21 protein-coding genes are annotated in these 21,876 nt (G+C 74.3%); 8 read left to right on the plus strand and 13 right to left on the minus strand.

Annotated elements, in window-relative coordinates:
* The first annotated feature begins 9 nt into the window (after positions 1-9).
* Entirely contained in the window at positions 10-510 is a 501-nt protein-coding gene (locus V6U82_RS14165) for an AraC family transcriptional regulator (protein WP_334461292.1), read from the plus strand.
* On the opposite strand, the gene V6U82_RS14170 is transcribed toward V6U82_RS14165, so the two are convergent.
* Positions 479-2,359, minus strand: coding sequence for a hypothetical protein (locus tag V6U82_RS14170; RefSeq protein ID WP_334461294.1), 1,881 nt, complete (start codon positions 2,357-2,359; stop codon positions 479-481). The genes V6U82_RS14165 and V6U82_RS14170 overlap by 32 nt on opposite strands.
* A gap of 157 nt (positions 2,360-2,516) precedes the next feature.
* On the opposite strand from V6U82_RS14170, the gene V6U82_RS14175 reads away from it, so the two are divergent.
* Positions 2,517-2,936 carry a VOC family protein gene (locus V6U82_RS14175; RefSeq protein WP_334461296.1) on the plus strand — a complete coding sequence of 140 codons (420 nt, stop codon included), beginning with the start codon at positions 2,517-2,519 and terminating at the stop codon, positions 2,934-2,936.
* 49 nt (positions 2,937-2,985) lie between these two features.
* Complete coding sequence (locus tag V6U82_RS14180) at positions 2,986-3,597, plus strand: histidine phosphatase family protein (RefSeq protein ID WP_334461298.1); 612 nt, start codon at positions 2,986-2,988, stop codon at positions 3,595-3,597.
* A 7-nt stretch (positions 3,598-3,604) separates the two neighbouring features.
* Here V6U82_RS14180 and V6U82_RS14185 read toward each other — a convergent pair whose 3' ends face one another.
* Together V6U82_RS14185 and V6U82_RS14190 are read right to left on the minus strand one after the other, a co-directional pair.
* Complete coding sequence (locus V6U82_RS14185) at positions 3,605-4,261, minus strand: type 1 glutamine amidotransferase domain-containing protein (protein ID WP_334461300.1); 657 nt, start codon at positions 4,259-4,261, stop codon at positions 3,605-3,607.
* A gap of 76 nt (positions 4,262-4,337) precedes the next feature.
* The gene (locus V6U82_RS14190) at positions 4,338-4,790 is read right to left on the minus strand and encodes a hypothetical protein (RefSeq protein ID WP_334461302.1); all 453 of its coding nucleotides are present in this window, start codon (positions 4,788-4,790) and stop codon (positions 4,338-4,340) included.
* Between the two features lie 170 nt (positions 4,791-4,960).
* Here V6U82_RS14190 and V6U82_RS14195 point away from each other — a divergent pair, with 170 nt between their 5' ends.
* The gene (locus V6U82_RS14195; protein WP_128138601.1) at positions 4,961-7,360 is read left to right on the plus strand and encodes a M4 family metallopeptidase; all 2,400 of its coding nucleotides are present in this window, start codon (positions 4,961-4,963) and stop codon (positions 7,358-7,360) included.
* A 77-nt stretch (positions 7,361-7,437) separates the two neighbouring features.
* The gene (locus V6U82_RS14200; RefSeq protein ID WP_334461305.1) at positions 7,438-8,205 is read left to right on the plus strand and encodes an enoyl-CoA hydratase/isomerase family protein; all 768 of its coding nucleotides are present in this window, start codon (positions 7,438-7,440) and stop codon (positions 8,203-8,205) included.
* A gap of 39 nt (positions 8,206-8,244) precedes the next feature.
* On the opposite strand, the gene V6U82_RS14205 is transcribed toward V6U82_RS14200, so the two are convergent.
* Complete coding sequence (locus V6U82_RS14205) at positions 8,245-8,796, minus strand: peroxiredoxin-like family protein (protein WP_334461307.1); 552 nt, start codon at positions 8,794-8,796, stop codon at positions 8,245-8,247.
* Between the two features lie 69 nt (positions 8,797-8,865).
* Here V6U82_RS14205 and V6U82_RS14210 point away from each other — a divergent pair, with 69 nt between their 5' ends.
* Positions 8,866-9,489 (plus strand): TetR/AcrR family transcriptional regulator, encoded by a 624-nt coding sequence (locus V6U82_RS14210; RefSeq protein WP_181726677.1) that lies wholly within the window; start codon positions 8,866-8,868, stop codon positions 9,487-9,489.
* A 72-nt stretch (positions 9,490-9,561) separates the two neighbouring features.
* Here the strand turns inward: V6U82_RS14210 and V6U82_RS14215 are convergent, their stop codons facing one another.
* The 4 genes from V6U82_RS14215 to V6U82_RS14230 all read right to left on the minus strand — a co-directional run bounded on the left by V6U82_RS14215 (position 9,562) and on the right by V6U82_RS14230 (position 13,472).
* Positions 9,562-10,002 carry an HNH endonuclease gene (locus V6U82_RS14215; RefSeq protein ID WP_128138148.1) on the minus strand — a complete coding sequence of 147 codons (441 nt, stop codon included), beginning with the start codon at positions 10,000-10,002 and terminating at the stop codon, positions 9,562-9,564.
* Positions 10,003-10,180: 178 nt separating this feature from the next.
* On the minus strand, positions 10,181-11,317 hold the full coding sequence (locus V6U82_RS14220; RefSeq protein WP_334461310.1) for a hypothetical protein: 1,137 nt from the start codon (positions 11,315-11,317) through the stop codon (positions 10,181-10,183).
* 54 nt (positions 11,318-11,371) lie between these two features.
* On the minus strand, positions 11,372-12,916 hold the full coding sequence (locus tag V6U82_RS14225; RefSeq protein ID WP_334461312.1) for an FAD-dependent oxidoreductase: 1,545 nt from the start codon (positions 12,914-12,916) through the stop codon (positions 11,372-11,374).
* Between the two features lie 76 nt (positions 12,917-12,992).
* Positions 12,993-13,472, minus strand: coding sequence for an MSMEG_6728 family protein (locus V6U82_RS14230; protein WP_121683858.1), 480 nt, complete (start codon positions 13,470-13,472; stop codon positions 12,993-12,995).
* Between the two features lie 87 nt (positions 13,473-13,559).
* Between V6U82_RS14230 and V6U82_RS14235 the strand changes: the two genes are divergently transcribed.
* Positions 13,560-15,344 carry a potassium channel family protein gene (locus V6U82_RS14235; RefSeq protein WP_435121976.1) on the plus strand — a complete coding sequence of 595 codons (1,785 nt, stop codon included), beginning with the start codon at positions 13,560-13,562 and terminating at the stop codon, positions 15,342-15,344.
* A gap of 18 nt (positions 15,345-15,362) precedes the next feature.
* Here the strand turns inward: V6U82_RS14235 and V6U82_RS14240 are convergent, their stop codons facing one another.
* Positions 15,363-16,601, minus strand: coding sequence for an APC family permease (locus tag V6U82_RS14240; protein WP_128137643.1), 1,239 nt, complete (start codon positions 16,599-16,601; stop codon positions 15,363-15,365).
* A 47-nt stretch (positions 16,602-16,648) separates the two neighbouring features.
* Positions 16,649-17,392, minus strand: coding sequence for a phosphatase PAP2 family protein (locus tag V6U82_RS14245; protein WP_334461405.1), 744 nt, complete (start codon positions 17,390-17,392; stop codon positions 16,649-16,651).
* Between the two features lie 141 nt (positions 17,393-17,533).
* Here V6U82_RS14245 and V6U82_RS14250 point away from each other — a divergent pair, with 141 nt between their 5' ends.
* A complete protein-coding gene (locus tag V6U82_RS14250) occupies positions 17,534-18,742 on the plus strand; it encodes a DUF4032 domain-containing protein (protein ID WP_334461316.1) in 1,209 nt (402 codons plus the stop codon).
* Between the two features lie 12 nt (positions 18,743-18,754).
* Here the strand turns inward: V6U82_RS14250 and nagA are convergent, their stop codons facing one another.
* The 3 genes from nagA to V6U82_RS14265 are packed head-to-tail and all read right to left on the minus strand — an operon-like array spanning position 18,755 to position 21,778.
* The gene (nagA, locus tag V6U82_RS14255) at positions 18,755-19,864 is read right to left on the minus strand and encodes an N-acetylglucosamine-6-phosphate deacetylase (protein ID WP_145753667.1); all 1,110 of its coding nucleotides are present in this window, start codon (positions 19,862-19,864) and stop codon (positions 18,755-18,757) included.
* Positions 19,861-20,793, minus strand: coding sequence for an ROK family protein (locus V6U82_RS14260; protein WP_334461322.1), 933 nt, complete (start codon positions 20,791-20,793; stop codon positions 19,861-19,863). Before V6U82_RS14260 ends, nagA begins: the two co-directional genes overlap by 4 nt.
* Before the next feature lie 55 nt (positions 20,794-20,848).
* Positions 20,849-21,778 carry an SIS domain-containing protein gene (locus V6U82_RS14265; protein WP_334461324.1) on the minus strand — a complete coding sequence of 310 codons (930 nt, stop codon included), beginning with the start codon at positions 21,776-21,778 and terminating at the stop codon, positions 20,849-20,851.
* Between the last annotated feature and the right edge of the window lie 98 nt (positions 21,779-21,876).

The raw sequence follows: 21,876 nt of genomic DNA on the forward strand, positions 1-21,876 counted from the left end.
TGACCAGCGATGAGTCGCGCCGTCGAGGAGTCCAACCGGGCGATGCTGCGTGCCCGCGACGCGATGGACCGGGCGTACGCACAGCCGCTGGACATCCCCGCGCTGGCCCGGATCGCGCACGTCTCGGAGGCGCACTTCATCCGTACCTTCCGGGCCACCTTCGGCGAGACGCCGCACCGCTACCTGCAACGCCGCCGGGTGGAACGCGCCATGTACCTGCTGGTGCGCACCGACGAACCGGTCACCGAGATCTGCCATCTGGTCGGCTTCGGCAGCCTGGGCACGTTCAGCCGGACGTTCCACGGCATCGTCGGTGAGTCGCCGTCGGCCTACCGGCGCCGCAAGGCCGCGCCTGCCGACGTCCCGGGCTGCTTCACCAAGGCATGGATGCGCCCGAGCACCACTGCCGTCGAGCCGGCAGCCGCCGGTCAGCCGGTCACCGCCGGCCAGAAGGCCACAGCCGGGAGAGCCGCAGCGGTCAGCGTCTCCGCACCTGCCGCCGCACCATGACCCAGAGGCGGTCGCCGAGGCGGGTCCGACGTACCCAGCGCACGCCGGCGAACAAGCCTTTCGTCGGCGTACGCGGGCGCGGGGGCGCGGTGACCCGGGCGTAGGTGGCGCCGGTCGACGGCCTGGTGAAGCCGGGCTCCAGTCGTTCGGAGGCGACCGCCAGCGCGGTGAACTGGGCGAGCACCCGGGGGTCGGGCCGGCCGCCCCGGGCGGCGGTACGCAGATCCCGCTCCACGACCGGACGCCGGATCAGCTCGGTGAGCGGCCCGTGGACGGTGTCGAGCAGGTCGGAAACGGCGGCGACTCCGTCGCCCTCCCAGATCCGGGTGGCGCGGGACGGCCCGGCGGCGGCGCTGACGAACGGCACGTCCGCCCACTCCGGTACGAGCCGGGCGATCAGCGCGGTGTGCGGCAGCCGCGCCCGCTTCTCCGCGACGGTGAACGCGAAGCTGGCCGCGACGAAGCCGGGCGCGAGGAACGGGGTGACCATCCCGGTGGTGTACGCGGAGGTGCACCACCGGCGCATCCGCTCGACCAGGTAGAGGTAGTCGATCAGGTGCTCGTCGCGCAGGCCGACGCCCCGGGCGTGGGCCAGCAGGGCGGTGACGCGGTCCCGCTCGGCGGCCAGCGCCTCGGGGGACGCCGCGCTGTTCGGCACGCCCGCCAGCAGCTTGGTCATGCCCGCCTGCTCGGGCGTGGGCGCCGGGCCGGCGTCGGCCGGGGGATACCAGTAGCCGACCACCAGTTCGCCCGCCGCGCCGGTGAGGCTCGGTGCGCGTACCACTTCCGGCAGCCGGGTGCGCACGGCCGGGCGGGCCAGGTAGTTCGACGGGAACTGGTGGTCGTGCAGCGCGGCGAGCCGTCGCGCCCGGTCCCGGAGGCCGACGCCGAGGACGGTGGCCGGGGGCGCGGCCGGCACGAGGCGGTGCGGCAGTTCCAGCCCGCGCCGGTCCCGCACGAGGCGGACCAGTTCGCGGGCCACGTCGCCCTCGGCGGGGGTGTCGTCGTTGGTGGCCAGGTTCGGCGTACGGCCGGCGGCGACGAGCGTCGCGGCGATGAGCCGGGAGTCCTTGCCGCCGGAGAGGCCGAGTGTGACCTCACCGTCGTGCAGCCGGTGCAGGCCGGCTACGGTCCGGGTCAGCGCGTCCGCGGCCCGGTCCAGTCGCTCGGCGGGCGGCCGGTCCCGGTCGGCGAGGCCGCTGCGGACGACGTCGTCGGTGGCGTACCGGATCTCGGTGGTGAGCTGCCAGCCGCCGTCGGCGCGGCGGTGGCCGGTGACCCGCTCGCCCGGCCGGAGCAGCCGGATGCCGGCGAGCGGGGAGAGGTCTCCGCCGAAGTGGCCGGTGAGCAGGTAAGACGTCCAGCCGGCCGGGTCGGGACGGGCCTCGCCGTGCAGGAAGGCGGCGAGCAGTCCGGGCCGGGTGCACCAGGCGGTGACGCCGTCGGCGGTGCCGGTGAACACCCGGGCCATGCCCAGCCAGTCCTGCTGCAGGGCGAGGCGGTCGGGGTCGAGGGCGAGCAGCGCGAACGGCGGTACGACGTCGCGGTGCACGTCCTCGCCGGTGAGCAGGCGGTGGGCGAGTGCCACCGGGTGGTCGCCGTCGGCGCCGACCGGGATGCCCACGGAGACGGCGGTGACGTCGCGTTCGGTGGCGACGGGCGGCCATCGGTAGCCACCCGGGTCGGCCGGGTGCAGCACCAGCACGCCCCGGTCCGTGCCCCCGAGGTGCCGGCGGTGCCAGCTGCCGGGCACCAGTTCGGCGGCGGCCCTGTCGAACCGGGCGACGGCGGCGTCACGGCGGGACTGCGGAAGGGCGGCCGTGGCGGCCCACGCCAACATCAACTGCATCGACTTCCCCCGATGTCGTCGCGAGGACGTTAACAGCGGATGACGCGGTGGTGTCCCCGAGTGGACAAACGACACAAGCCGGACCAGGTGCCGGGCGAGACGACTCGCGCAGTTTTGGATAAGCAGCAGGTCGGGGCGCTGCTCTAGCGTCGTCGGCATGACGATGACTTCGACTTCCCGCTCCCAGATCTACGTGCTCGACCAGGACGAGGCGCTCGACTTCTACGTCGGCAAGCTCGGCCTGGAGGTCAGCCTCGACCAGGACCTCGGTTTCATGCGCTGGCTCACCGTGAACGTGCCGGGTGACCCCGGCCGGGAGATCCTGCTGGAGAAGCCGGGCCCGCCGGCGCTGGACCCGAAGACGGCCGAGCAGGTCCGGGAGCTGCTCACCAAGGGCGCTGCGGGTGGTTTCCTGTTCTTCACCACCGACGACGCGCACAAGACGTACGCCGACCTGGTCGCGAAGGGCGTCGAGGTGACCGACGAGCCGACCGACCGGCCGTACGGGATCGACTTCGGCATTCGCGACCCGTTCGGCAACCGCATCCGGATCGGTCAGATGCACCAGGGCCGGTGAACGGCGCGGCGGCGGGCTAGTCTCGCGGTCCCCGACCGTGGAGGTGCCGATGCCCAGCCGCCTGCTCTACCTCGTCCGTCACGGCGAGCAGGACCGGCCGGAGGAAGAGGCGGACACCGGACTGTCCGAGCGGGGCCGCCGGCAGGCGGCGCTGCTGGGCGAGCGGCTGCGCGGGGCCCGGCTCACCGCCGTGCACCATGGGCCGGCCCGCCGGGCCGCGGAGACCGCCGCGCTGGTCGCGGCGTCGCTGCCGGGTGTTCCGGTACGCGAGGACGACCGCGCCGGCGACCACATGCCGCACGACACCGACCCGGCCGGCCTGCCCGAGCGGTACGCCGAGTTCCTGGCCGGGTTCACCGAGCGGGAGCGGCGCGACGGGCCGCGCGTGACAGCGGAGGCGGTGGCCCGATTCGCCACCGCCCCCGCGGAGGGTGACGTACGCGAGCTGGTCGTCACCCACAACTTCCTGGTCGCCTGGCTGGTGCTGAACGCGCTGGAGGCGCCGCCGCACCGCTGGATCGGGCTCAACCAGCAGAACTGCGGGCTCACCGTGATCCGCTACAGCTCGGGCGGCCCGCCGACGCTGGTCGCGCTCAACGACGTCGCCCACCTGCCGCCCGAGCTGCGGGCCACCGGCCTGCCCGACGACTACCGGTTCTGACCGGCGCTCAGCCGATCAGCTTCACCACGGCGTCGGCCACGGCGCGCGCGGACTGCGGGTTCTGGCCGGTCACCAGGCGACCGTCGACCACCACGTGCTCGGTGAAGTCAGGCGCCGGCACATGCTTCGCGCCCGCCTCGGTGAGCTTGTCGGCGAGCAGGAACGGCACCTCGTCGGTGAGGCCGACGGCCGCCTCCTCGCTGTTGGTGAACCCGGCGACCCGCTTCCCGGCGATCAGCCGGGAGCCGTCGGAGAGGGTGAGGTTCACCAGCGCCGACGGGCCGTGGCAGACGGCGGCCACCACGCCGCCGCGCTCGTGGACCGAGCGGGCGATCCGGGCCAGGTCGGGGTCGTCGGGGAAGTCCCACATGGTGCCGTGGCCGCCGGCGAAGAGGATCACGTCGTACCGCTCCGGGTCGACGTCGGCGGCCTTCGGGGTGTCGGTGACGCCGGCGGTGGCGAGGAAGTCGTTCTGGGTGGTGTCGTTCTCGTCCCGCCCGTCGACGGGCGGTTCACCGCCGGCCACCGACGCCAGGTCGACGTCGTACCCGGCGGCCCGGAACACCTCCCACGGCTCGGCGGCCTCGCCGACGTAGTAGCCGGTCGAGCGGCCGGTACGGCCCAGCTCGGAGTGACTGGTCAGGGCGATGAGTGCGCGAGTCATGCCTTCCATGCTGGCCTGGCCGCCGGTCCGCCGGCCATAGGCCGATGTCACAGCGGCAGCGGGTTTGAGAACCGGGTCACCCGGTGGCGCGGGTGAGCAGCTCGACCATCTCGGCGGTGACGGCCGGCGGCCGGGCGGCGGGCCCGCAGTCCACGTACCCGCTCTCGGCCGGGCCGACGGTGAGCCGGTAGGTGAACCCGTCGGCGCAGTTGTCCGGGCCCTTGGTCTCGGTGCTCTCGGTGGCCAGCCGGGGGTCGGTGGCGAGCTGCCGCAGCCGGGCGAGGTCCGTCTCGGCCAGCCGGCCCTCCTGGGAGGCGCCGGTCCGGTCGGTCCTCGTCCAGTGGCCGTCCGGCCGCACGGTGAGCGTGTCCTTCACCCCGGCGATCCCGCCGGACCTCACGAGCACGACCTCGGTGGCTGCCGGCGGTGAGGGCCCGTCCGTGATGACGGGTGGCGCGTCGGCGCGGGCGCAGCCGCCGAGCGGGAGGAGAAGGGCGGCGACGGCCGCCGCGGCGGAGGCAGCTCTCATACCCGATCGGACGCGCGACGGGACCACCCGGTTCCGGCCCACCGGTCCTCCTCATCCGTTCGGTCAATGTCTCCGGCGGGATCTCGCCAGCCTCTTTCACGTTCTTCGATGTATCGCTATATCTACATCAGTGACTACCCCCGTCACAACTTCGCCTTCCAGGAGGGCCCGTGAAAAGATCCGTCGCCGCCGTCAGCGCAGCGCTGCTCACCAGCGGCGTGCTGGCCTGCGTCACCACCTCGGCGCAAGCGGCAGCGCCAAGCGCCCCCAGCCCCGAGACCTCGGCCGCAGCCCGGGCCGCGAGCCTGCTGCGCGCCAACCCCGGCGCCGTGCAGGGCGCCGGCGGTGAGGCCTACCAGGCCGTCCGCACCAAGGTCGACCCCTCCGGGGCGGCGCACACCCGGTACAGCCGGACCTACCAGGGTCTCCGCGTGTACGGCGGTGACTTCGTCATCCACACCGCCCCGAACGGCACCATGACCAGCGCGTCGGTCAGCCTCTCCGCCCCGCTGACCCTGAGCACCACCGCGAAGGTCGGCGCGGACGCGGCCAAGGCCAGCGCCCGCAAGACGTTCTCGGGTTCGCTCACCTCGGTCGGCGCGCCGGAGCTGTTCGTCGACGCCAGCAGCGGCAAGGGCCGGCTCGCCTGGGAGACCGTCGCGACGGGGTGGAAGGCGGACAAGCAGACGCCGTCGAAGCTGCACGTCATCACCGACGCCACCACCGGCAAGGTGATCGGCTCGTACGACGAGATCGAGACGGTGGCCGGCACCGGCCAGGGCATCTACACCGGCTCGGTCACCATCGACACGACGCTCTCCGGCAGCACGTACCAGATGATCGACCCGGTGCGCGGCAACGGCCGTACCTGCGACATGAACAACGGGACCTCCACCTGCACCACGTTCACCGACGCGGACAACGCGTGGGGCAACGGTGCCACCTCGAACCGGCAGTCGGCCGCGGTGGACGCCCACTTCGGCGCCGCCAAGACGTTCGACTACTTCAAGAACGTGCACGGCCGCAACGGCATCTTCGGCAACGGCCAGGGTGTGCCGAGCCGGGTGCACTACGGCAACAACTACGTCAACGCGTTCTGGGACGGCTCCCAGATGACCTACGGCGACGGTTCGGGCAACTCCCGTCCGCTGGTCTCGCTGGACGTGGCCGGGCACGAGATGAGCCACGGCGTCACCGAGGCGCTGGCCGGGCTGGTCTACTCCGGTGAGTCCGGTGGCCTCAACGAGGCCACCAGCGACATCTTCGGCAACATGGTGGAGTTCTACGCCGCCGCGCCGAGCGACCCGGGTGACTACCAGGTCGGTGAGAAGATCAACATCAACGGCAACGGTACGCCGCTGCGCTACATGTACAACCCGTCGCTGGACGGCTCGTCCGACTCCTGCTGGTCCACCAGCACGAAGAACAAGGACGTGCACTACTCCTCCGGCGTCGGCAACCACTTCTTCTTCAACCTCGCCGAGGGCACCGGCGCCACCGCGTACGGCACCTCGCCGGTCTGCGGCTCGGCCCCGGCGGTGACCGGCATCGGCCGCGCCAAGGCGGAGAAGATCTGGTACCGGGCGCTCGACGTGTACTTCACCTCGAACACCTCGTACGTCAACACCAGCAACCCGGCCAACACCGCCCGCGCGTACACCCTGCGGGCCGCGACCGACCTGTACGGCAACTGCTCCACCGAGTACAAGACCGTCCAGGCCGCGTGGACCGCGGTGAACGTGGCCGGCAACGACGCGCCGTGCAGCTCCACCGGCAACGACTTCTCCGTCTCGCTCTCGCCGACCGCCGGGTCGGTCACCGCGGGCGGTTCCGTCTCCGCCACCGTCGCCACGTCCACCACCAGCGGCACCGCGCAGACCGTGACGTTCTCCGCGTCCGGCCTGCCGACCGGCGCGACCGCGTCGTTCAGCCCCGCCTCGGTGACCTCGGGCGGCTCGTCCACGCTCACCATCTCCACCAGCTCCAGCACGCCGACGGGCACCTACTCGGTGACCGTCAGCGGCAGCGCGACGTCCGGCGCGAAGACCGCCACGTACTCGCTGACGGTCACCGGTACGGGCGGCGGCTGCACCGGCGCGGGCCAGAAGCTCGGCAACCCCGGCTTCGAGTCCGGCAACACGGTCTGGAGTTCCACCTCCGGCGTGATCGGCCAGTACGGCTCGCAGGGCCAGCCGACCCGCACCGGCACCTGGAACGCCTGGCTGAACGGCTACGGCACCACCCGCACCGACACGCTGTCGCAGTCGGTGAGCCTGCCGAGCGGCTGCTCCGCGTACACCTTCTCGTTCTGGCTGCACATCGACTCGGCCGAGAGCACCAGCAGCGTCCAGTACGACAAGCTGAACGTGCAGGTGCTCAGCTCGTCCGGTTCGGTGCTGGCCACGCTGGCGACCTACTCGAACCTGAACAAGGCCAGCGGCTACAGCCAGAAGTCGTTCTCCCTGGCGGCGTACGCCGGGCAGACCGTCACGCTGAAGTTCACCGGCACCGAGGACAGCTCGCTGCAGACCTCGTTCGTGCTCGACGACACCGCCGTCAACGTCTCCTGACCTGACGGCCCGACCCCGGGGCCCGGCGGCCACCCCACGCGGGTGGTCGCCGGGCCCCGCCCGTTACGGTCGGACCCATGTCCGACGCGGAACTGACCGTCACCCTGGACGGCCCGGTGGCCACTGTCGTCATCCACAACCCGGCCCGGCGCAACGCCATGACGCCGGCCATGTGGCGGCAGCTCCCGGTGCTGCTCGACGGCCTGGAGGCCGACCCGGCGGTACGGGTACTGGTGCTCACCGGCGCGGGCGGCACGTTCTGCGCCGGCGCCGACCTGGGCGACCTGGACGAGCTGCTGGCCGCCGGTGACGGCAGCATCGCGGTGGCCGCCGAGGAACGGCTCGCCGCGTTCGGCCGTCCCACCGTCGCCGCGATCGAGGGCGCCTGCGTGGGCGGCGGCTGCCAGCTCGCCGTCGCCTGCGACCTGCGGCTGGCCGCGGCGGACGCCCGGTTCGGCGTACCCCCGGCCCGGCTCGGCCTGGTCTATCCGGCGCCGACCACCCGGCGGCTGGCCGCGCTGGTCGGGCCGTCCGCTGCGAAGCACCTGCTGTTCACCAGCGAGCTGGTCGACGCCGAGCGGGCGCTGCGGATCGGCCTGGTGGACGAGGTGCTGCCGGCCGGGGAGCTGGCCGGGCGGGTGGCGGCGCTGACCACCACCGTCGCCGAGCGGTCCCGGCTCACCGTGACCGCCGCCAAGGAGATCGTGGACGGGCGGGCCGACGCCGACCGGCTCGCCTGGTGGCACGCCCAGGTGCGGGACAGCGGCGAGGCCCGCGAGGGGGTGGCGGCGATCAACGAGCGCCGCCCGCCGCGCTTCGGCTGGACCCCGCCCGCCATGCGCTGACCGGACGGCCGGCGTCAGCCGCGAACGCACGGTTGGCGGTCACCGTGACGCGCGGTCCGCGCTGACGTGGGCCAGCAACTCGTCCACCGACCACTGGTCGGAGGCGTGTTCGCCGTGCTTCGCGGCGAGCACCCGCCCGTCGGGGGCGATCAGGAAGTCGGCCGGCAGCCCGAGCCGCCCGCCGTGCGGCGTGCGGGACGGCAGCCGCTCCCGGCCGCGCAGGACGTGCCAGGTGCCGGTCACCACGGCACGCAGGATCGGCAGCCAGGCGCGCGGATCGAGCAGCGACCGCCGCGCCGACTCCACCCCGAACTCGCGGTAGAGCCGCCGGTCCGGATCGGCCAGCACGGCGAACGGCAGGTCGGCGACGTGCTCGCGCAACTCGTCGGCGGGGGAGTGGAAGAGCACCACCTCGCGTACGCCGGCCGCCTCGATCTCGGCGTGCCGGCGGACGATCGAGCGCAGGTGGAGGTTGCAGACCGGGCAGCCGGCGAAGCGACGGAACTGGAGGTGGACCAGGCGGTCCGGGTCGGGCAGGTCTACTCCGGCGCCGGTCACGCTGGTGAGGTGGCGGGGGGTGACGACGTCCATGCGCGCTCCCGTTGTAGGCGTACGGCGTACTCCTACAACCGTAGGCGTATCTTGTACGCTGTCAAGGCCATGCCCCGTCCCCGTTCCCTGACCCCCGCCCGGCTCGCCGACGCGGCGCTCGCGGTGCTCGACCGGGACGGCCTCGGCGGCCTCACCATGCGCGCGGTCGGCGCGCAGCTCGGCACCAGCACGATGGGCCTCTACCGCTACGTCGCCGATCGCGACGAACTGGAGGCGCTCGTCGTCGAGCGGGTCCTCGACCGGGTGGACACCCGCCCGCCGCTCGACGTCCCGTGGCCGGACGGCGTCCGGGAGCTGTCCGGCCGGGTACGCCGGGCGGTCGGCGCCCATCCGGCCGTCGTCCCGTTGCTGCCCGCACACCGGCACCGCTCACCGGCGATCCTGCGCTGGGGCGAGGCGGTGCTCGCGGTGCTGACCCGGGCCGGCTTCACCGGAACCGGGCGGGTGGTCGCGTTCCGCGCCCTGCTCGGCTACGTGGTCGGCGCGATCCAGATGGAACACCTCGGCGCGCTGGCCGGGCCCGGCACGGCTGTCATCGCGGCGCTGCCCCGCGACGAGTTCCCCCTGCTCGCCGAGACCGCGCGCGAGGCCGGCGCGGTCGGACCGGAGGACGAGTTCGGTGGCGGGCTGGACCTCCTGCTCGACGGGCTGGCGCGCCGCCTCGACACCTAGGGCGTGGTGGGACCGGCGGGCGCGGCGCCGGGGCGTACCCCGACACCGCCCCCTGTGCCCGCCGGCCGTCCGTCACCGCGCCAGTGCGGCCCAGCTCGGCGTCACCGGTTCCCGCCGCAGCGGCATGCCCGCCTCGGCCGGGGTCCGGTCGCCCTTGCGCTGATTGCACGCGTAGCAGGCGGCGGTGGTGTTCCCCCAGGTGTTCCGGCCACCGCGCGAGCGGGGCAGGATGTGGTCGATCGTGCTCGCCGCGCCGTCGCAGTAGGCGCACCGCCGCCGGTCGCGCGCCAGCACCCCGGCCCGGGACCAGGCCGGGCCGGCGCTGAAGCGCCAGCGGGTCACCACGTACCGGACGAGGCGGACCACCCGCGGCAGCGGGAAGACGCCGATCACCCGGTCGGGCTCGGCCTCGTGGATCTCGGCGACCCGGCGGCAGAGCATCCGGATCGCGTGCTTGACGGTGACCCGGTGCAGCGGGCCGAGGTCGGCGTTGATGACGAGGACGGCGTCCACCGGGCTCTCCCTTCACAGTCGGCGGTACGGCGACGACGGGAACGCGAGAGGCGTCAGTCGTGCCCTCCGGGCCAGGGACCGTGTTCCCGGCAGCCGTCGCCGAGCAGCCACGACGTCATCGTGGTGGCGGATCGCAGCGACATCGACGGCTCCTGGAACGGCGGCTGACCTTGCGCGCTCACGGTAGATCGATTCGGGAATCGCGGGCAACGTATTTCGATCCGTCGTCGGCGGGCCGCCGCTGCCGTCCGGCCCGCCCGGCCCGCCGGGCGGCGGTGAGCGGTCTGTCGATCCGGGCGGTCATCTGCACCACCAGCTCGCTGTCCAGCAGCGGGCGGTTCACCTCGGCCGCCACCGACAGCGTTGGTGTGGAGATCGACCGCCAGATCGCGGTCAGCCCGGCGCCGAGGCCGACGAGCGCCACCGCCGCCCGGGTGGTGGGGGAGCCGGCCGCGGCGGCGGCACTGACCCCGACGACCGCGAGCAGCACCACGAGCAGGGGCGCCAGCACCGGCCAGAAGATGCCCCGGGCCGCCTGCGCCACCAGCTTCCGGTCCCGGATGACGACGTTGCGGGCGATCACCGCCCAGTTCTCCTCGTCCAGCAGGTCGCGTGGGTGCAGGCCGCCGGTCAGGACGTCCTGCCACAGGTCGCCCTGGTTGCGCAGCTCGCGGGCCAGCTCGGCGAGCCCGGCCTCGCCCGGATCGCCCACTGTGGCCCGGCCGACAGCGGTGGCCCACGCGGCGAGCGAGCGGCGCACCACGGCGGCCGAGTACGGCGGCAGCACGCTCGCCAGCTCGTCCAGCCACCTGCTGATCTGGAGGTGCCGGCCGCCGAAGCGCGCGGCGAGCTGGTCGGCGTCGCCGCGCCGGACGGTGTCGGCGAGCGAGCGCCCGAGCCGGTACGCCACCCCGACCCGGTGGTTCGTCGCCATCGTCCACCGCAGCACGTCGATGTTGAGGTCGTCGAGCGCGCGCAGCAGCGGTTCCCGGTCGGCCCCGGTGGCACCCCGGGCGGCGGCGGTGGACGGCACCGTACGGCCTGGCGGGGTCAGCGGCGCGATCTGGGCCAGCGCCACGTCCACGCCGTCGAGGTACATGCCGAGCCGGTGCCGCCCGGCCAGCTCGGTCAGGTTCGACAGCTTCGGCGGCGCCGGCGTCTGCCGGTGCCCGTCCCCGGTCAGGTCGGCGGTCTGCGCGTGGTGGTAGGCGTCCGCCATCGACCAGCCGAGCCGCAGCGCGGTGACCACCGCGGTCCGTTCGTCCCGTGGCGTCCCGTGCCCCTCGTCGCGCCGATCCCGCGTCGCGGTGCTCACCGCCCGACCTCCCGTGTCACCGGATCAGTCGAGCGTAGAGGCGTTTTTGGTCGCTTATGACCGTTTCGGTGCGGCCCGGCCGGCCAGCAGCCCGCGCGGACGGATCGAGCGGACCGGCTCGGCCGCCGCCCTCTCGGCACGGAGGATGTGGTTCGCCGCGATGATCCCGGTGGCCGCCGACCGTTCCATCAGCGCGCTCGGGAACTCCGTGCGGATGCCGTCCCCGGCCAGGTAGAGGCCCGGCGCGTCGGTCTCCACCCCGGGACGCCAGGCGTTGCTGCCGGGCGTGAACGCCGGCGCCTGCGCCTCGACCCGGGCCCGCAGCTCGCGTACCCGCAGGTCGGCCACCTCCGGCCAGAGCGCGGTCAGCTCCCGCAGCATCCGGTCGGCCAGCTCGTCGGCCGGCACGTCCGGCTCGCAGGCGTACGCGTGCAGCTCCAGCACCGAGCCGCCGGTACGCTCGGCCCAGCGGCGGGGCTCGTCCTCCAGCCGGTGGTAGAGCGTCACCGAGTCCAGCGTGGGCTGCCGGGAGACGCCGCTGAACACCGCGCGATCGGCCCGGACGTCCCCGTCCATCCAGTAGCGCGCCACCGCGTACGGCGGGCCGGGTCTACCGAACGCGGGCATCCGCGCCACCAGCTCGGGTGCCGCCGCGACCAGGCCGGGGGAGGCGTCGACCAGCGCGGCCAGTGCGGGCGGATCCACCGCGAGCACCACGTGCGGCGCCTCCCAGGCGTCACCGTCGGCGTCGGTGACCCGCCAGCCGTCCGGGGTACGGTCCAGCCGGGCGGCCGCCGCGCCGGTCAGCACCCGGCCGCCGTGCTTCTCGACGTGCCGGGTGAGCGGCTCCCAGATCGCCGTGCCGTAGTCCCGGTCCGGGCAGTCGAAGGCCAGCCCTTCCGGGTTGCCGAGCAGGTAGAAGTGGAACTGCGCGATCATCTCGGCGGCCGACATCTCCGCCTCGTGGTTGAAGAACGAGTGCGAGAAGACCTCGAACAGCATGGCCCGCGCCCGGTCCGGCAGCCGTAGGGAGGTGAGCAGCTCGTCGGCGGTCCGCTCGTCGAACTCCTCGTAGGTGCGTACCGGGTCGTAGGTGAGCAGCGGCAGCGCCGCGTCCCGGTCCATCGCGCGCAGGTCGGCCAGGCGCAGGCTGGGGCTGCGCAGCAGCAGCGCCAGCAGGTTGGCCGGCGGCGCGGGCGGCAGCTTGCCGAACTCCTCGGTGGGCCACTGCTCGGACAGGATCGGGTAGCCCGGGACCGGCTTGAGGAAGCCCAGCGCCGGGTCGACCCGGCGCAGGATCGACCGCCAGTTCCAGTACTGCCGGAAGAACGCGTGGAAGCCGTGCTCGTTGCGCTGGACGCCGTCGGGCAACGCCTCCGGCCAGGCGCCGAGTCGTCCGCCGAGGTGCGGCGCCGCCTCCAGCACCGTCACCGCCACCCCGCGCTCGGCCAGCACCACAGCCGCCGACATGCCGGCGATGCCGCCGCCGACCACGAGCGCCGGGACCGGTCGCGGCACGCGGTCGGCGCCACCGCCGCCCGGGTCCACCACGTGCTCGCGTACGCCGATCAGGCGACCTACCACTTGCGACAGACCCACGGGGCATCCTCCAGTCGGCGGTGCTCACAGTCTGCCGCCTCGGTGGGCAACCCGCTGGGTGCGCCTCGGCGGGGGTTCACGGCAGGCAGCGGCGTGGCCGGTCCGACGGCGGCCAGACGTACTCCAGGTCGGGGGAGACGTCGCCGAACAGCGGTGCGTAGTGGACCGGGTCCTTGCGCAGCAACGACGACCGGTGGCTGCGGTGCAGGTCGTCGCGGCCCAGCCAGGGCGGCAGCTCACCGGCGGCGGCCAGCTCGTCCTGGGTACGGATCACCGAGATGCCGCAGGCAGTCGCGAGATCGGTGGCGAGCGTGCCGGCGCAGGTGTCGGCCCGGCCCGGCTCGCACCACACCGCGCACATGTCCAGCCCGTACCGGGTCAGCGCCTCCTCGTACCCGGCCCACATCTTCACCGCGGGGTGGTTGCGCCAGCCGTAGTCCGGCCGGGTCAGCCCGCGCAGCACCTGGATCGCCTCCACGCGCTGCTTGCCCAGCCGCTTCTGGTCCAGCGTGCGCGCGCTGGCCAGGAAGTCCGGATACGGCAGGAACGTCTGCATGCCGGTGCTCTACCCGTACCCGGCCCCGCCATGCGTTCATGATCGCCGGGGCTGCGCACATCGCGAGCGGCTGACTACGATCCGGACATGGCCGAGCCACTGCGCGACCGCGCGCGCCGCGCGACCGGCTGGCGGCTCCGGATGAACGGTGACGAACGCCCCCACTACGTGGTCTGCGGCTCCGACCCGCTCGCCTACTGGGTGGTCCGGTCGCTGCTCGCCACCGACAGCGCCGACGGCCAGGTGCGGGTCACGCTCGTGGTGCCGGGCCGCCGCCGGTCCGAGGGCCCCGACGGGCGGGACGTGCCGGGGGTACGGGTGGTCACGGCGGAGCGGCTCGACGAGGCCGCGTTCCGCCGGGCCGGGCTGGCCGGGGCGGCCGGGCTGGCCCTGCTGCACCAGGACGACGTGGGCAACATGCACGCCGCGCTGTGCGCCCAGGAGGTCGAGTCGAGGCTGCGCCTGGTGGTGCGGATGTTCAACACCAACCTGGCGGACGGGCTGCGGCAGCTCTTCCCCGACTCGGCTGTGCTCTCCGACGCCTCGATGGCCGCCCCCGCCTTCGTCGCCGCCGCGCTGGGCGAGGTGGCGCCGACCCACTTCCGGCACGCCGGGCGCACGCTCTACGTGGCCCGCCGCGACGACGTACGCCCGCAGGACGTGGTCTGCGGCCTGGCCGTCACCACCGACCCGGACCTGGTCCGGGTGCTGCCCGCCGACGAGGCGGCGGCCGACGTGGTGCTGGCCGAGGCGACCGGGCGGCCGGCGGGCACCGAGGTCGCCGCGCGGCGCCTGGTCCGGGCGCGGCGGCGCCGGCAGCCGGTCGCCGTCCTGCTGCGCGCGGTCCGCCACTTCGCCACCCGCAAGATCGGCATCGCGGTGCTGGTGCTGCTCGCGGTGATCGCGGCGCTGGGCTGGCTCAACGCCCGGGCCGCCGACGTGAGCTGGAGCGAGGCGGTCTACCTGACGCTGGTCACCACGCTCACCGGCCAGGATCCGGACGTCAACAAGCCGGTCGCGGCCCAGGTGATGCAGGTGGTGCTCAACCTGGCCGGGCTGGCGCTGATCCCGCTGATCACGGCCGCGGTGGTCGACGGCATCGTCAACGCCCGGCTGGCGCTGCACGCCGGCCGGGTGCAGCCGGACCGCTCCGGGCACGTGGTGATGGTCGGGCTGGGCAACATCGGCACCCGGGTGATGGCGCAGTTGCACGATTTCGGCGTCGAGGTGGTGGCGATCGACAAGAACCCGGACGCGCGTGGCGCCGCACTGGCGCACCGGCTGGGCGTGCCGCTGATCGTGGGCGACGCGGGCCGGGAGGAGACGCTCCGGTCCGCCTCGGTGGACACCTGCCAGGCGCTCGTGGTGGTCTCCACCGACGACGGGACGAATCTGCGGGCCGCGTTGATCGCCCGGTCCCTCGACCCGGATCTGCGCGTGGTGCTGCGGCTGTTCGACGGCGACTTCGCCGAGCGGATCCAGCAGGCGTTCGGCATCGGCATCTCGCGCAGCGTGTCCTATCTGGCCGCGCCGGCGTTCGCGGCGGCCCTGCTCGACCGCGCGGTGGTCGCCACCATCCCGGTCGACCGGCACGCGCTGCTGGTCACCGAGGTGCCGGTGGTGGCCGGTTCGCCGCTGGACGGGCGTCCGCTGAGCGCCGTGGCCCGGCCCGGCGAGGTACGCCTGCTCGCGTACACCCGCCCGAACCAGAAGGCCGACTGGTCGGCCGACCCGCGCATGGTGATCCAGGCCGGTGACCGGCTCACGGTGGTGGCCCGGCGGGCCGGGCTGACCGCGCTGCTCCGGGAGACCACGCCCGCGCCGCCGCCGGCGCCCACCGGCCCGCCCGCCGCGCGCCGCCCGCAGGAATGACCGGGCGCGTCGGCTCGGTCAGGCAGGTCGGCGGCGGCGGACGGCGTACCCGAGCGCGCCGAGGGCGAGCACGCCGAAACCGGCGAGCACGCTCGGCAGCGGCAGGTTGACCGCCAGCACCAGGCAGCCGACCAGCCCCAGCGCGGCGAGCAGCCGTACCGGGACGCGCCGGGCCGGGTCCGGGCCGAGCGTCAGCGCCGACGCGTTGGTGATCGCGTAGTAGACCAGCACCGTGCAGCTGGAGAAGCCGATCGCGCCCCGGACGTCGCCCACGGTCACCACGACGGCGACGACAGCGGCCACCGCCAGCTCGGCGCGGTGCGGCACCCGGTGACGCGGGTGGACCGCCGCCAGCGCGGCCGGCAGGTCCCTTCGGCGGGCCATCGCCAGCGTGGTCCGGCCGACGCCCGCCAGCAGCGACAGCAGCACGCCGGTCACCGCGACTGCCGCACCGGCCCGGACCAGCCAGGCCAGCCCCGGGTGCCCGGCGGCGGTCACCACCTCGACCAGCGGCGCGTCCGTGGACGCCAGCCGGTCGGCGCCGAGCACGCCGAGCGCGACCACTGCCAGCGTCAGGTAGATCGCCAGCACCGCGCCGAGCGCCAGCGGCACCGCCCGGGGGACGGTGCGCTCCGGGTCGCGTACCTCCTCGCCCAGCGTGGCGATCCGCGCGTACCCGGCGAAGGCGAAGAACAGCAGGCCGGCGGCGGTCAGCACGCCGCCTGCGCCGATCCCGGCCGGTGCGGTGAGCCGGTCGGTGGCCACCTGCGGCGCGCCGGTCACCGCGACCACGGCGAGCACCGTGAGCACCACCGCGACGAGGACCCGGGTGGCGGTGGCGGTCTTGCCGATCCCGCGCAGGTTCACCGCCGTCACCGCCACCACCGCGAGGACCGCGACGAGCCGCGCCCGCCCCGGCCACAGGTACGCCCCCACGGTCAGCGCCATGGCCGCGCAGCTCGCCGTCTTGCCGACCACGAATCCCCAGCCGGCGAGGAAACCGGCAAACGGGTGGAGGCGTTCCCGGCCGTAGACGTAGGTGCCGCCGGACTCGGGGTAGCGGGCGGCGAGCCGGGCCGAGCTGGTCGCGTTGCAGTAGGCGATGAAGCCGGCCACCGCCAGCGCGACGAGCAGGCCGGTGCCGCCGGCCGCCGCCGCGGCCGGGGCGAAGACCACGAAGACACCCGCGCCGAGCATCGAGCCGAGACCGATGACGACCGCGTCGGGTACGCCGAGTCGCCGTGCCAGCTGTTCCACACCGGCAGCCTAGGAGGCCGGGGTGAACACGGGGTGCCGTCGTCCGCTCAGCGCGGCGCGGACCACGCGACCGGCCGGCCCCGGTCGCCGAGGCGGCGGGGCAGCGGCAGGTCGTCCCAGGGCACCCGGCGCAGCAGGCGGTCCAGCAGCAGGCCGAGCAGCAGCCCGGCGACCGAGTCGGTCAGCCAGTGCCAGCCCAGGTAGACGGTGGTGCAGAAGACCACCGCCGGGGGCACCACCCGGACCACTGTGACCAGCCGGGGCGGCACGGTACGGCCGAGCGTGCGCACGAGTGGGGCCAGCAGCAGGGCCAGCACGCCGTACCAGACGATCGCGTTGGCGACGTGCCCGGACGGGTACGACTGCGCGAAACGCACCGGCAGGTCGTGCTGGAACAGCGGCAGCGTCTGCTCGGGCGACAGGAACGGCTCCTTGACCGAGGCGCTCGGCGCCGGGCGGGCCGTCCACACCTTCAGCGGCCCGATCGTGAAGAACGTGAGCACGAACCCGACCACCGGCGGCAGCAGCGGCCGCACCGAGCGCAGCCGCAGCGCCAGCAGCACGCCCAGCCCGGCCGCGAGCAGCGTCAGCGGAGTGCCCTGGCCGAGCAGGTTCAGCGTCATCGCCACCCAGCGGGCGGCGGCCGGGCGGTTCTCGTCGGACCAGTCGGCGACCGCCCGGTCGAGGCCGAACAGGTGGCCGGAGGCGAGCGCGACGGTCAGCGCCACCACCGCCGCGAGCAGCAGCCCGTCGAACCACCACCCGGCCGGCCGGACCGGCCGCAGCCGCAGGTTACCGCGTACCCCCGAGGTCTGACGCACGCGACCACGCTACCGGCCGCGGGCGGCGGCCGGACGGCGCGGGCATCGGCGGCTGTGTGCCCAGCCACGAAGGGAAGCGCGGCGCGGGGGTCAGCGGTCACACTGGTTGCCGTGCGGATCACCTCGGCTCTCGTCGACCCGGCGCTGCTCGACCTCCCCTGGTCGACCCCGCTGGAGCAGTGGCCTGCCGAGCACCTGGTGGCGCTGCCGCAGGGCATCTCCCGGCACATCGTCCGGTTCGTCCGGCTCGGCGGGTACGTCTACGCGGTGAAGGAGACCGGCGAGCGGGTCGCCGAGCGCGAGTACGACCTGCTGCGGGCGCTGGAGCGGATCGACTTCCCGTCGGTCGAGGCCATCGCGATCGTGGCCGACCGGCAGACCGACGACGGCGAGCCGCTGGACCCGGTGCTGATCACCCGGCACCTCCAGTTCTCGCTGCCCTACCGGGCGCTGTTCTCCAACACACTGCGCCCGGAGACGATGAACCGGCTGCTGGACGCGCTGGCCGCGCTGATCGTGCGGATGCACCTGACCGGGTTCTTCTGGGGCGACTGCTCGCTGTCGAACACGCTGTTCCGGCGGGACGCGGGCGCGTTCGCCGCCTACCTGGTCGACGCCGAGACCGGGGCGCTGTACCCGTCGCTGTCCAACGGCCAGCGCGGCGAGGACCTGGAGATCGCCCGGGTCAACATCTTCGGCGAGGCGCTCGACCTCCAGGCCGCCGGCCTGCTGCACGAGTCGATCGACCCGGAGGTGGTCTGCGAGGAGGTCGTGCGGCGCTACGAACGGCTCTGGCACGAGATCACCTACGAGCAGCAGGTCGAGCGCACCGCCCGGCACGACATCGAGCGCCGCATCCGCCGCCTCAACGAGCTGGGCTTCGACGTGGCCGAGGTGGCAATGTCGACAGTCGACAACGGGCGCTACCTGGTCCGGCCGAAGGTGGTCGACGCCGGCTACCACACCCGGCGGCTGCTGCGCCTGACCGGCCTGGACGCGGAGGAGAACCAGGCCCGTAAGCTCCTCAACGACCTGGACGCCTACCGGCTGGAGAGCGACCTGACCGACGAGCAGCAGGCGGCGCACCGCTGGCTGACCGAGGTCTTCGAGCCGGTGGTCCGGGCGGTTCCCGGGCACCTGCGCCGCAAGCTGGAGCCACAGGAGCTGTTCGCCCAGATCATCGAGCACAAGTGGCTGCTCTCCGAGCAGGCCGGGCGGGACGTCGGGATGCGTCAGGCGGTCCAGTCGTACCTGGCCGACGTGCTGGTGCACCGCCCGGACGAGCAGGCGGTGCTCGGCGTCGAGGTGCCCACCGTCTGACGCCCGGGCGGATCACTCCACCCAGTCGCCGCCGCGCATCACCCGTACCACGTTCAGGTCGTCGTCCAGCACCACCAGGTCGGCGCGCAGCCCGGCGACGAGCGCGCCCACCCGGTCGCCCAGACCGATCGCGCGGGCCGGGGTGGTGGCGACCATCCGGCAGGCGTCCGGCAGGGCCACGCCCGCGCCGACCGCGTGCCGCAGCGCCGCGTCCATGGTGAGCGTGCTGCCGGCGATCGCGTCGTTGTGACTGAGCCGGGCCACCCCGTCGGACACGGTGACCGCCTGGCCGCCCAGCTCGTACTCGCCGTCGGGCATCCCGGCGGCGGCCATCGCGTCGGTGATCAGCGCGGCCCGCTCCGGACCGGCCACCGAGGTGGCGAAACCCAGCATGCCGTCGTGCAGGTGCACGCCGTCGGCGACCAGCTCGCACACCACGTTCGGGGCCTCCAGCAGCGCCACCACCGGGCCGGGCTCGCGGTGGTGCACCGGGCGCATCCCGTTGAACAGGTGGGTGCCGACGCTCGCGCCCGCGGCCACCGCCGCCCGGGTCTGCTCCCAGGTGGCGTCGGTGTGCCCGACCGCCGCGACCACGCCGTGCGACACCAGCAGCTCGATCGCCTTGGTGGCGCCGTCCCGCTCGGGAGCGATGGTGACCATGCGGACGGCGCCTCCGCCCAGCTCGATCAGCTCGGTCAGCTCGCCGGTGGACGGGTCGCGCAGGAACTCCGGGTTCTGTGCGCCGCAGCGGTCGGCGGACAGGTACGGGCCCTCGAAGTGGATGCCGGCGAGCACGCCGGACTCGACCAGCGGTCGGTAGGCGGCGGTGGCGTCGCGCATCAGCTCGAACGGGGAACTGACCAGGCTCGCGAGCAGCGTGGTGGTGCCGTGCCCGAGGTGGAACGCGGCGGCCTGCCGCGCCGACTCCGGGTCGCCGGTGGTGAACGTGTGCCCGCCGCCGCCGTGGGTGTGCATGTCCACGAAGCCCGGCACGATCCAGTGCCCGTCGCGCACCGACGGGTACTCGGCGACAGCGGTGATCCGCCCGTCCGCGATCTCCACGCAACCCTGCCGGATGACGCCGGTCGGGGTCACCACCTTGCCGGTCACGCGCCGGGTCATCGACTCTCCTTCGCCAGGGTGTCCAGGGCCAGCAGGGCGGCGCCGAGGCAGCCGGCCTCGTCGCCGAGGTCGGCCGCGACCAGGCGCGGCTCGCGGTGGAACGTCAGCCGCTCGCGCAACGCCCGCCGCAGCGGGTCGAACAGCCGGGCACCGGCCTGGGCCAGCCCGCCGCCGAGCACCACTGTCGACACATCGTAGAGCGCCTGCCCGGTGGCGAGTCCGTCGGCGAGCGCCTCGACCGCCTCCTGCCACACCTCCACGGCGAGCGGTTCACCTGCGGCCGCGCGGTCGGCCACCTCGGCGGCGGTGGTGGGCGCGCCGGACAGCTCGGCGTACCGGCGCCCGATCGCCGAGGCCGACGACACCGCCTCCAGGCAGCCGGTCCGCCCGCACCCGCAGCGCGGGCCGCCGGGGCGTACCAGGATGTGGCCGATCTCCCCGGCGGCGCCGTGCGCGCCGGTGGCGGCGAACCCTTCGACTACGTGGGCGGCGGCGATGCCGGTGCCGATGGCGACGAACAGGACGTGACCGGCGTCCCGCCCGGCCCCGAGCCGCGCCTCGGCCAGGCCGCCGGCACGCACGTCGTGGCCGAGCGCCGCGGGCAGTCCCAGCCGCGTGCCCGCCAGCTCCCGCAGGGGTACGTCCCGGAAGCCCACGTTCGCCGACCAGACCGCCACGCCGCGCGCCTCGTCGACCACACCGGGTACGGCGATGCCGCAGGCCACCGGCGTACGGCCGTCGGCGCGGGCCTTGCCGGCCAGCCCTTCGGCCACGTCGAGGATCGTGCCGACCACGGCCTCCGGGCCGCGCCGGGCGTCGGTGGCGTGCCGTTCGGTGTGCACTGTCGTGCCGTCCGGCCGGACCAGGGCGCACTTCATCCCGGTGCCACCCACGTCCAGCGCGACGACGACCTCGTCGCCGGCGCTCACGCCGTCTGCCGGCCGCGCATGCGCTCACGGCCCTCGCTGCGCTCGGTGCGTTCGCTCATGCCAGTACCACGGACCGGGTGAGGTGACGGGGCGCGTCCGGGTCGAGGCCGCGGCTGGTGGCGAGCGCGACCGCGAAGCGCTGGGCCAGGATCAGGTCGGCCATCGGGTCGACCGGGTTGCGGCCGGCCGACCAGCTCGTCAGCACCGTGCGCCAGCCGTGCGTGCGGCTGTGCACGAACGCGGCGCCGGTCGCGGCGACGTCCTCGGGCAGGCCGTCCGGGATCTCGCCGAGCGCCCAGACCAGCCGGCCGGGTGCGGCGACCGAGATCGGGCCGTGCCGGTAGTCCATGGCCGGGTACGCCTCGGCCCAGAACGTGGCCGCCTCGCGGCACTTCAGCGCGGCCTCCTGGGCCAGCCCGACGGTCCAGCCGCGGCCGAGGAAGGTGACCTGCTCGATGCCGGCCGGGTCGATCGGCAGCGGGGCGCGGACGGCCACCTCGGCGTCGGCGGCCAGGCGGCCGAGGTCCTCGCCGAGGTGGGCACGCAGCAGCGCGAGCGCGGTGGTGGCGAAGCGGGTCTGCACCACCGACCGCTCGTCGGCGAAGGGCAGCGCGACTGTGGCGTCGGCGAGCGTGACGGCGGCCGAGTCCGGGTCGCCGACCAGGACCGTGGTGGGGATCCGCCCGCGCAGCGCGGTGAGCAGGTCGAGCACCTCGGTGGTGGTGCCGGATCGGGTGATCGCGATGAGCCGGTCGTAGTGGCGGCCGGCCGGGAACTCGCTGGCCTGGAAGGCGTCGGTCTCGCCCTGGCCGGCGGCCTCGCGCAGCCCGGCGTACGCCATGGCCATGAACCACGACGTGCCGCAACCGACCACGGCGACCCGCTCGCCGGGGCGCGGCAGGTGCGCGGCGACGGTCGGGGCGAGTCGCGCCGCCTCCCGCCAGCAGTCGGGCTGGCTCGCGATCTCCGCGTGCACGTACGCCATGACAACTCCTCGCCGAGGGAGACCTTGCGCAATACGGCGCGATATGGCCGCCTTTCGCGCGTCATTCTGCGCGAAGTGGGGTGGCCGTGGCAACCGTC

Origin of the sequence: Micromonospora sp. CPCC 205554 (assembly GCF_036902745.1) — a bacterium.
Classification (GTDB): Bacteria; Actinomycetota; Actinomycetes; order Mycobacteriales; family Micromonosporaceae; genus Micromonospora; species Micromonospora tulbaghiae.

What these genes read in the sequence shown, in the direction of transcription:
- V6U82_RS14235 (WP_435121976.1), top strand. Translation starts at nt 13,560, where the DNA reads ATGGCCGAGCCACTGCGCGACCGCGCGCGCCGCGCGACCGGCTGGCGG.
- V6U82_RS14205 (WP_334461307.1), bottom strand. Translation starts at nt 8,796, where the DNA reads ATGGACGTCGTCACCCCCCGCCACCTCACCAGCGTGACCGGCGCCGGA.
- V6U82_RS14170 (WP_334461294.1), bottom strand. Translation starts at nt 2,359, where the DNA reads ATGCAGTTGATGTTGGCGTGGGCCGCCACGGCCGCCCTTCCGCAGTCC.
- nagA (WP_145753667.1), bottom strand. Translation starts at nt 19,864, where the DNA reads ATGACCCGGCGCGTGACCGGCAAGGTGGTGACCCCGACCGGCGTCATC.
- V6U82_RS14185 (WP_334461300.1), bottom strand. Translation starts at nt 4,261, where the DNA reads ATGACTCGCGCACTCATCGCCCTGACCAGTCACTCCGAGCTGGGCCGT.
- V6U82_RS14210 (WP_181726677.1), top strand. Translation starts at nt 8,866, where the DNA reads ATGCCCCGTCCCCGTTCCCTGACCCCCGCCCGGCTCGCCGACGCGGCG.
- V6U82_RS14180 (WP_334461298.1), top strand. Translation starts at nt 2,986, where the DNA reads ATGCCCAGCCGCCTGCTCTACCTCGTCCGTCACGGCGAGCAGGACCGG.
- V6U82_RS14200 (WP_334461305.1), top strand. Translation starts at nt 7,438, where the DNA reads ATGTCCGACGCGGAACTGACCGTCACCCTGGACGGCCCGGTGGCCACT.
- V6U82_RS14230 (WP_121683858.1), bottom strand. Translation starts at nt 13,472, where the DNA reads ATGCAGACGTTCCTGCCGTATCCGGACTTCCTGGCCAGCGCGCGCACG.
- V6U82_RS14175 (WP_334461296.1), top strand. Translation starts at nt 2,517, where the DNA reads ATGACGATGACTTCGACTTCCCGCTCCCAGATCTACGTGCTCGACCAG.
- V6U82_RS14165 (WP_334461292.1), top strand. Translation starts at nt 10, where the DNA reads ATGAGTCGCGCCGTCGAGGAGTCCAACCGGGCGATGCTGCGTGCCCGC.
- V6U82_RS14190 (WP_334461302.1), bottom strand. Translation starts at nt 4,790, where the DNA reads ATGAGAGCTGCCTCCGCCGCGGCGGCCGTCGCCGCCCTTCTCCTCCCG.
- V6U82_RS14265 (WP_334461324.1), bottom strand. Translation starts at nt 21,778, where the DNA reads ATGGCGTACGTGCACGCGGAGATCGCGAGCCAGCCCGACTGCTGGCGG.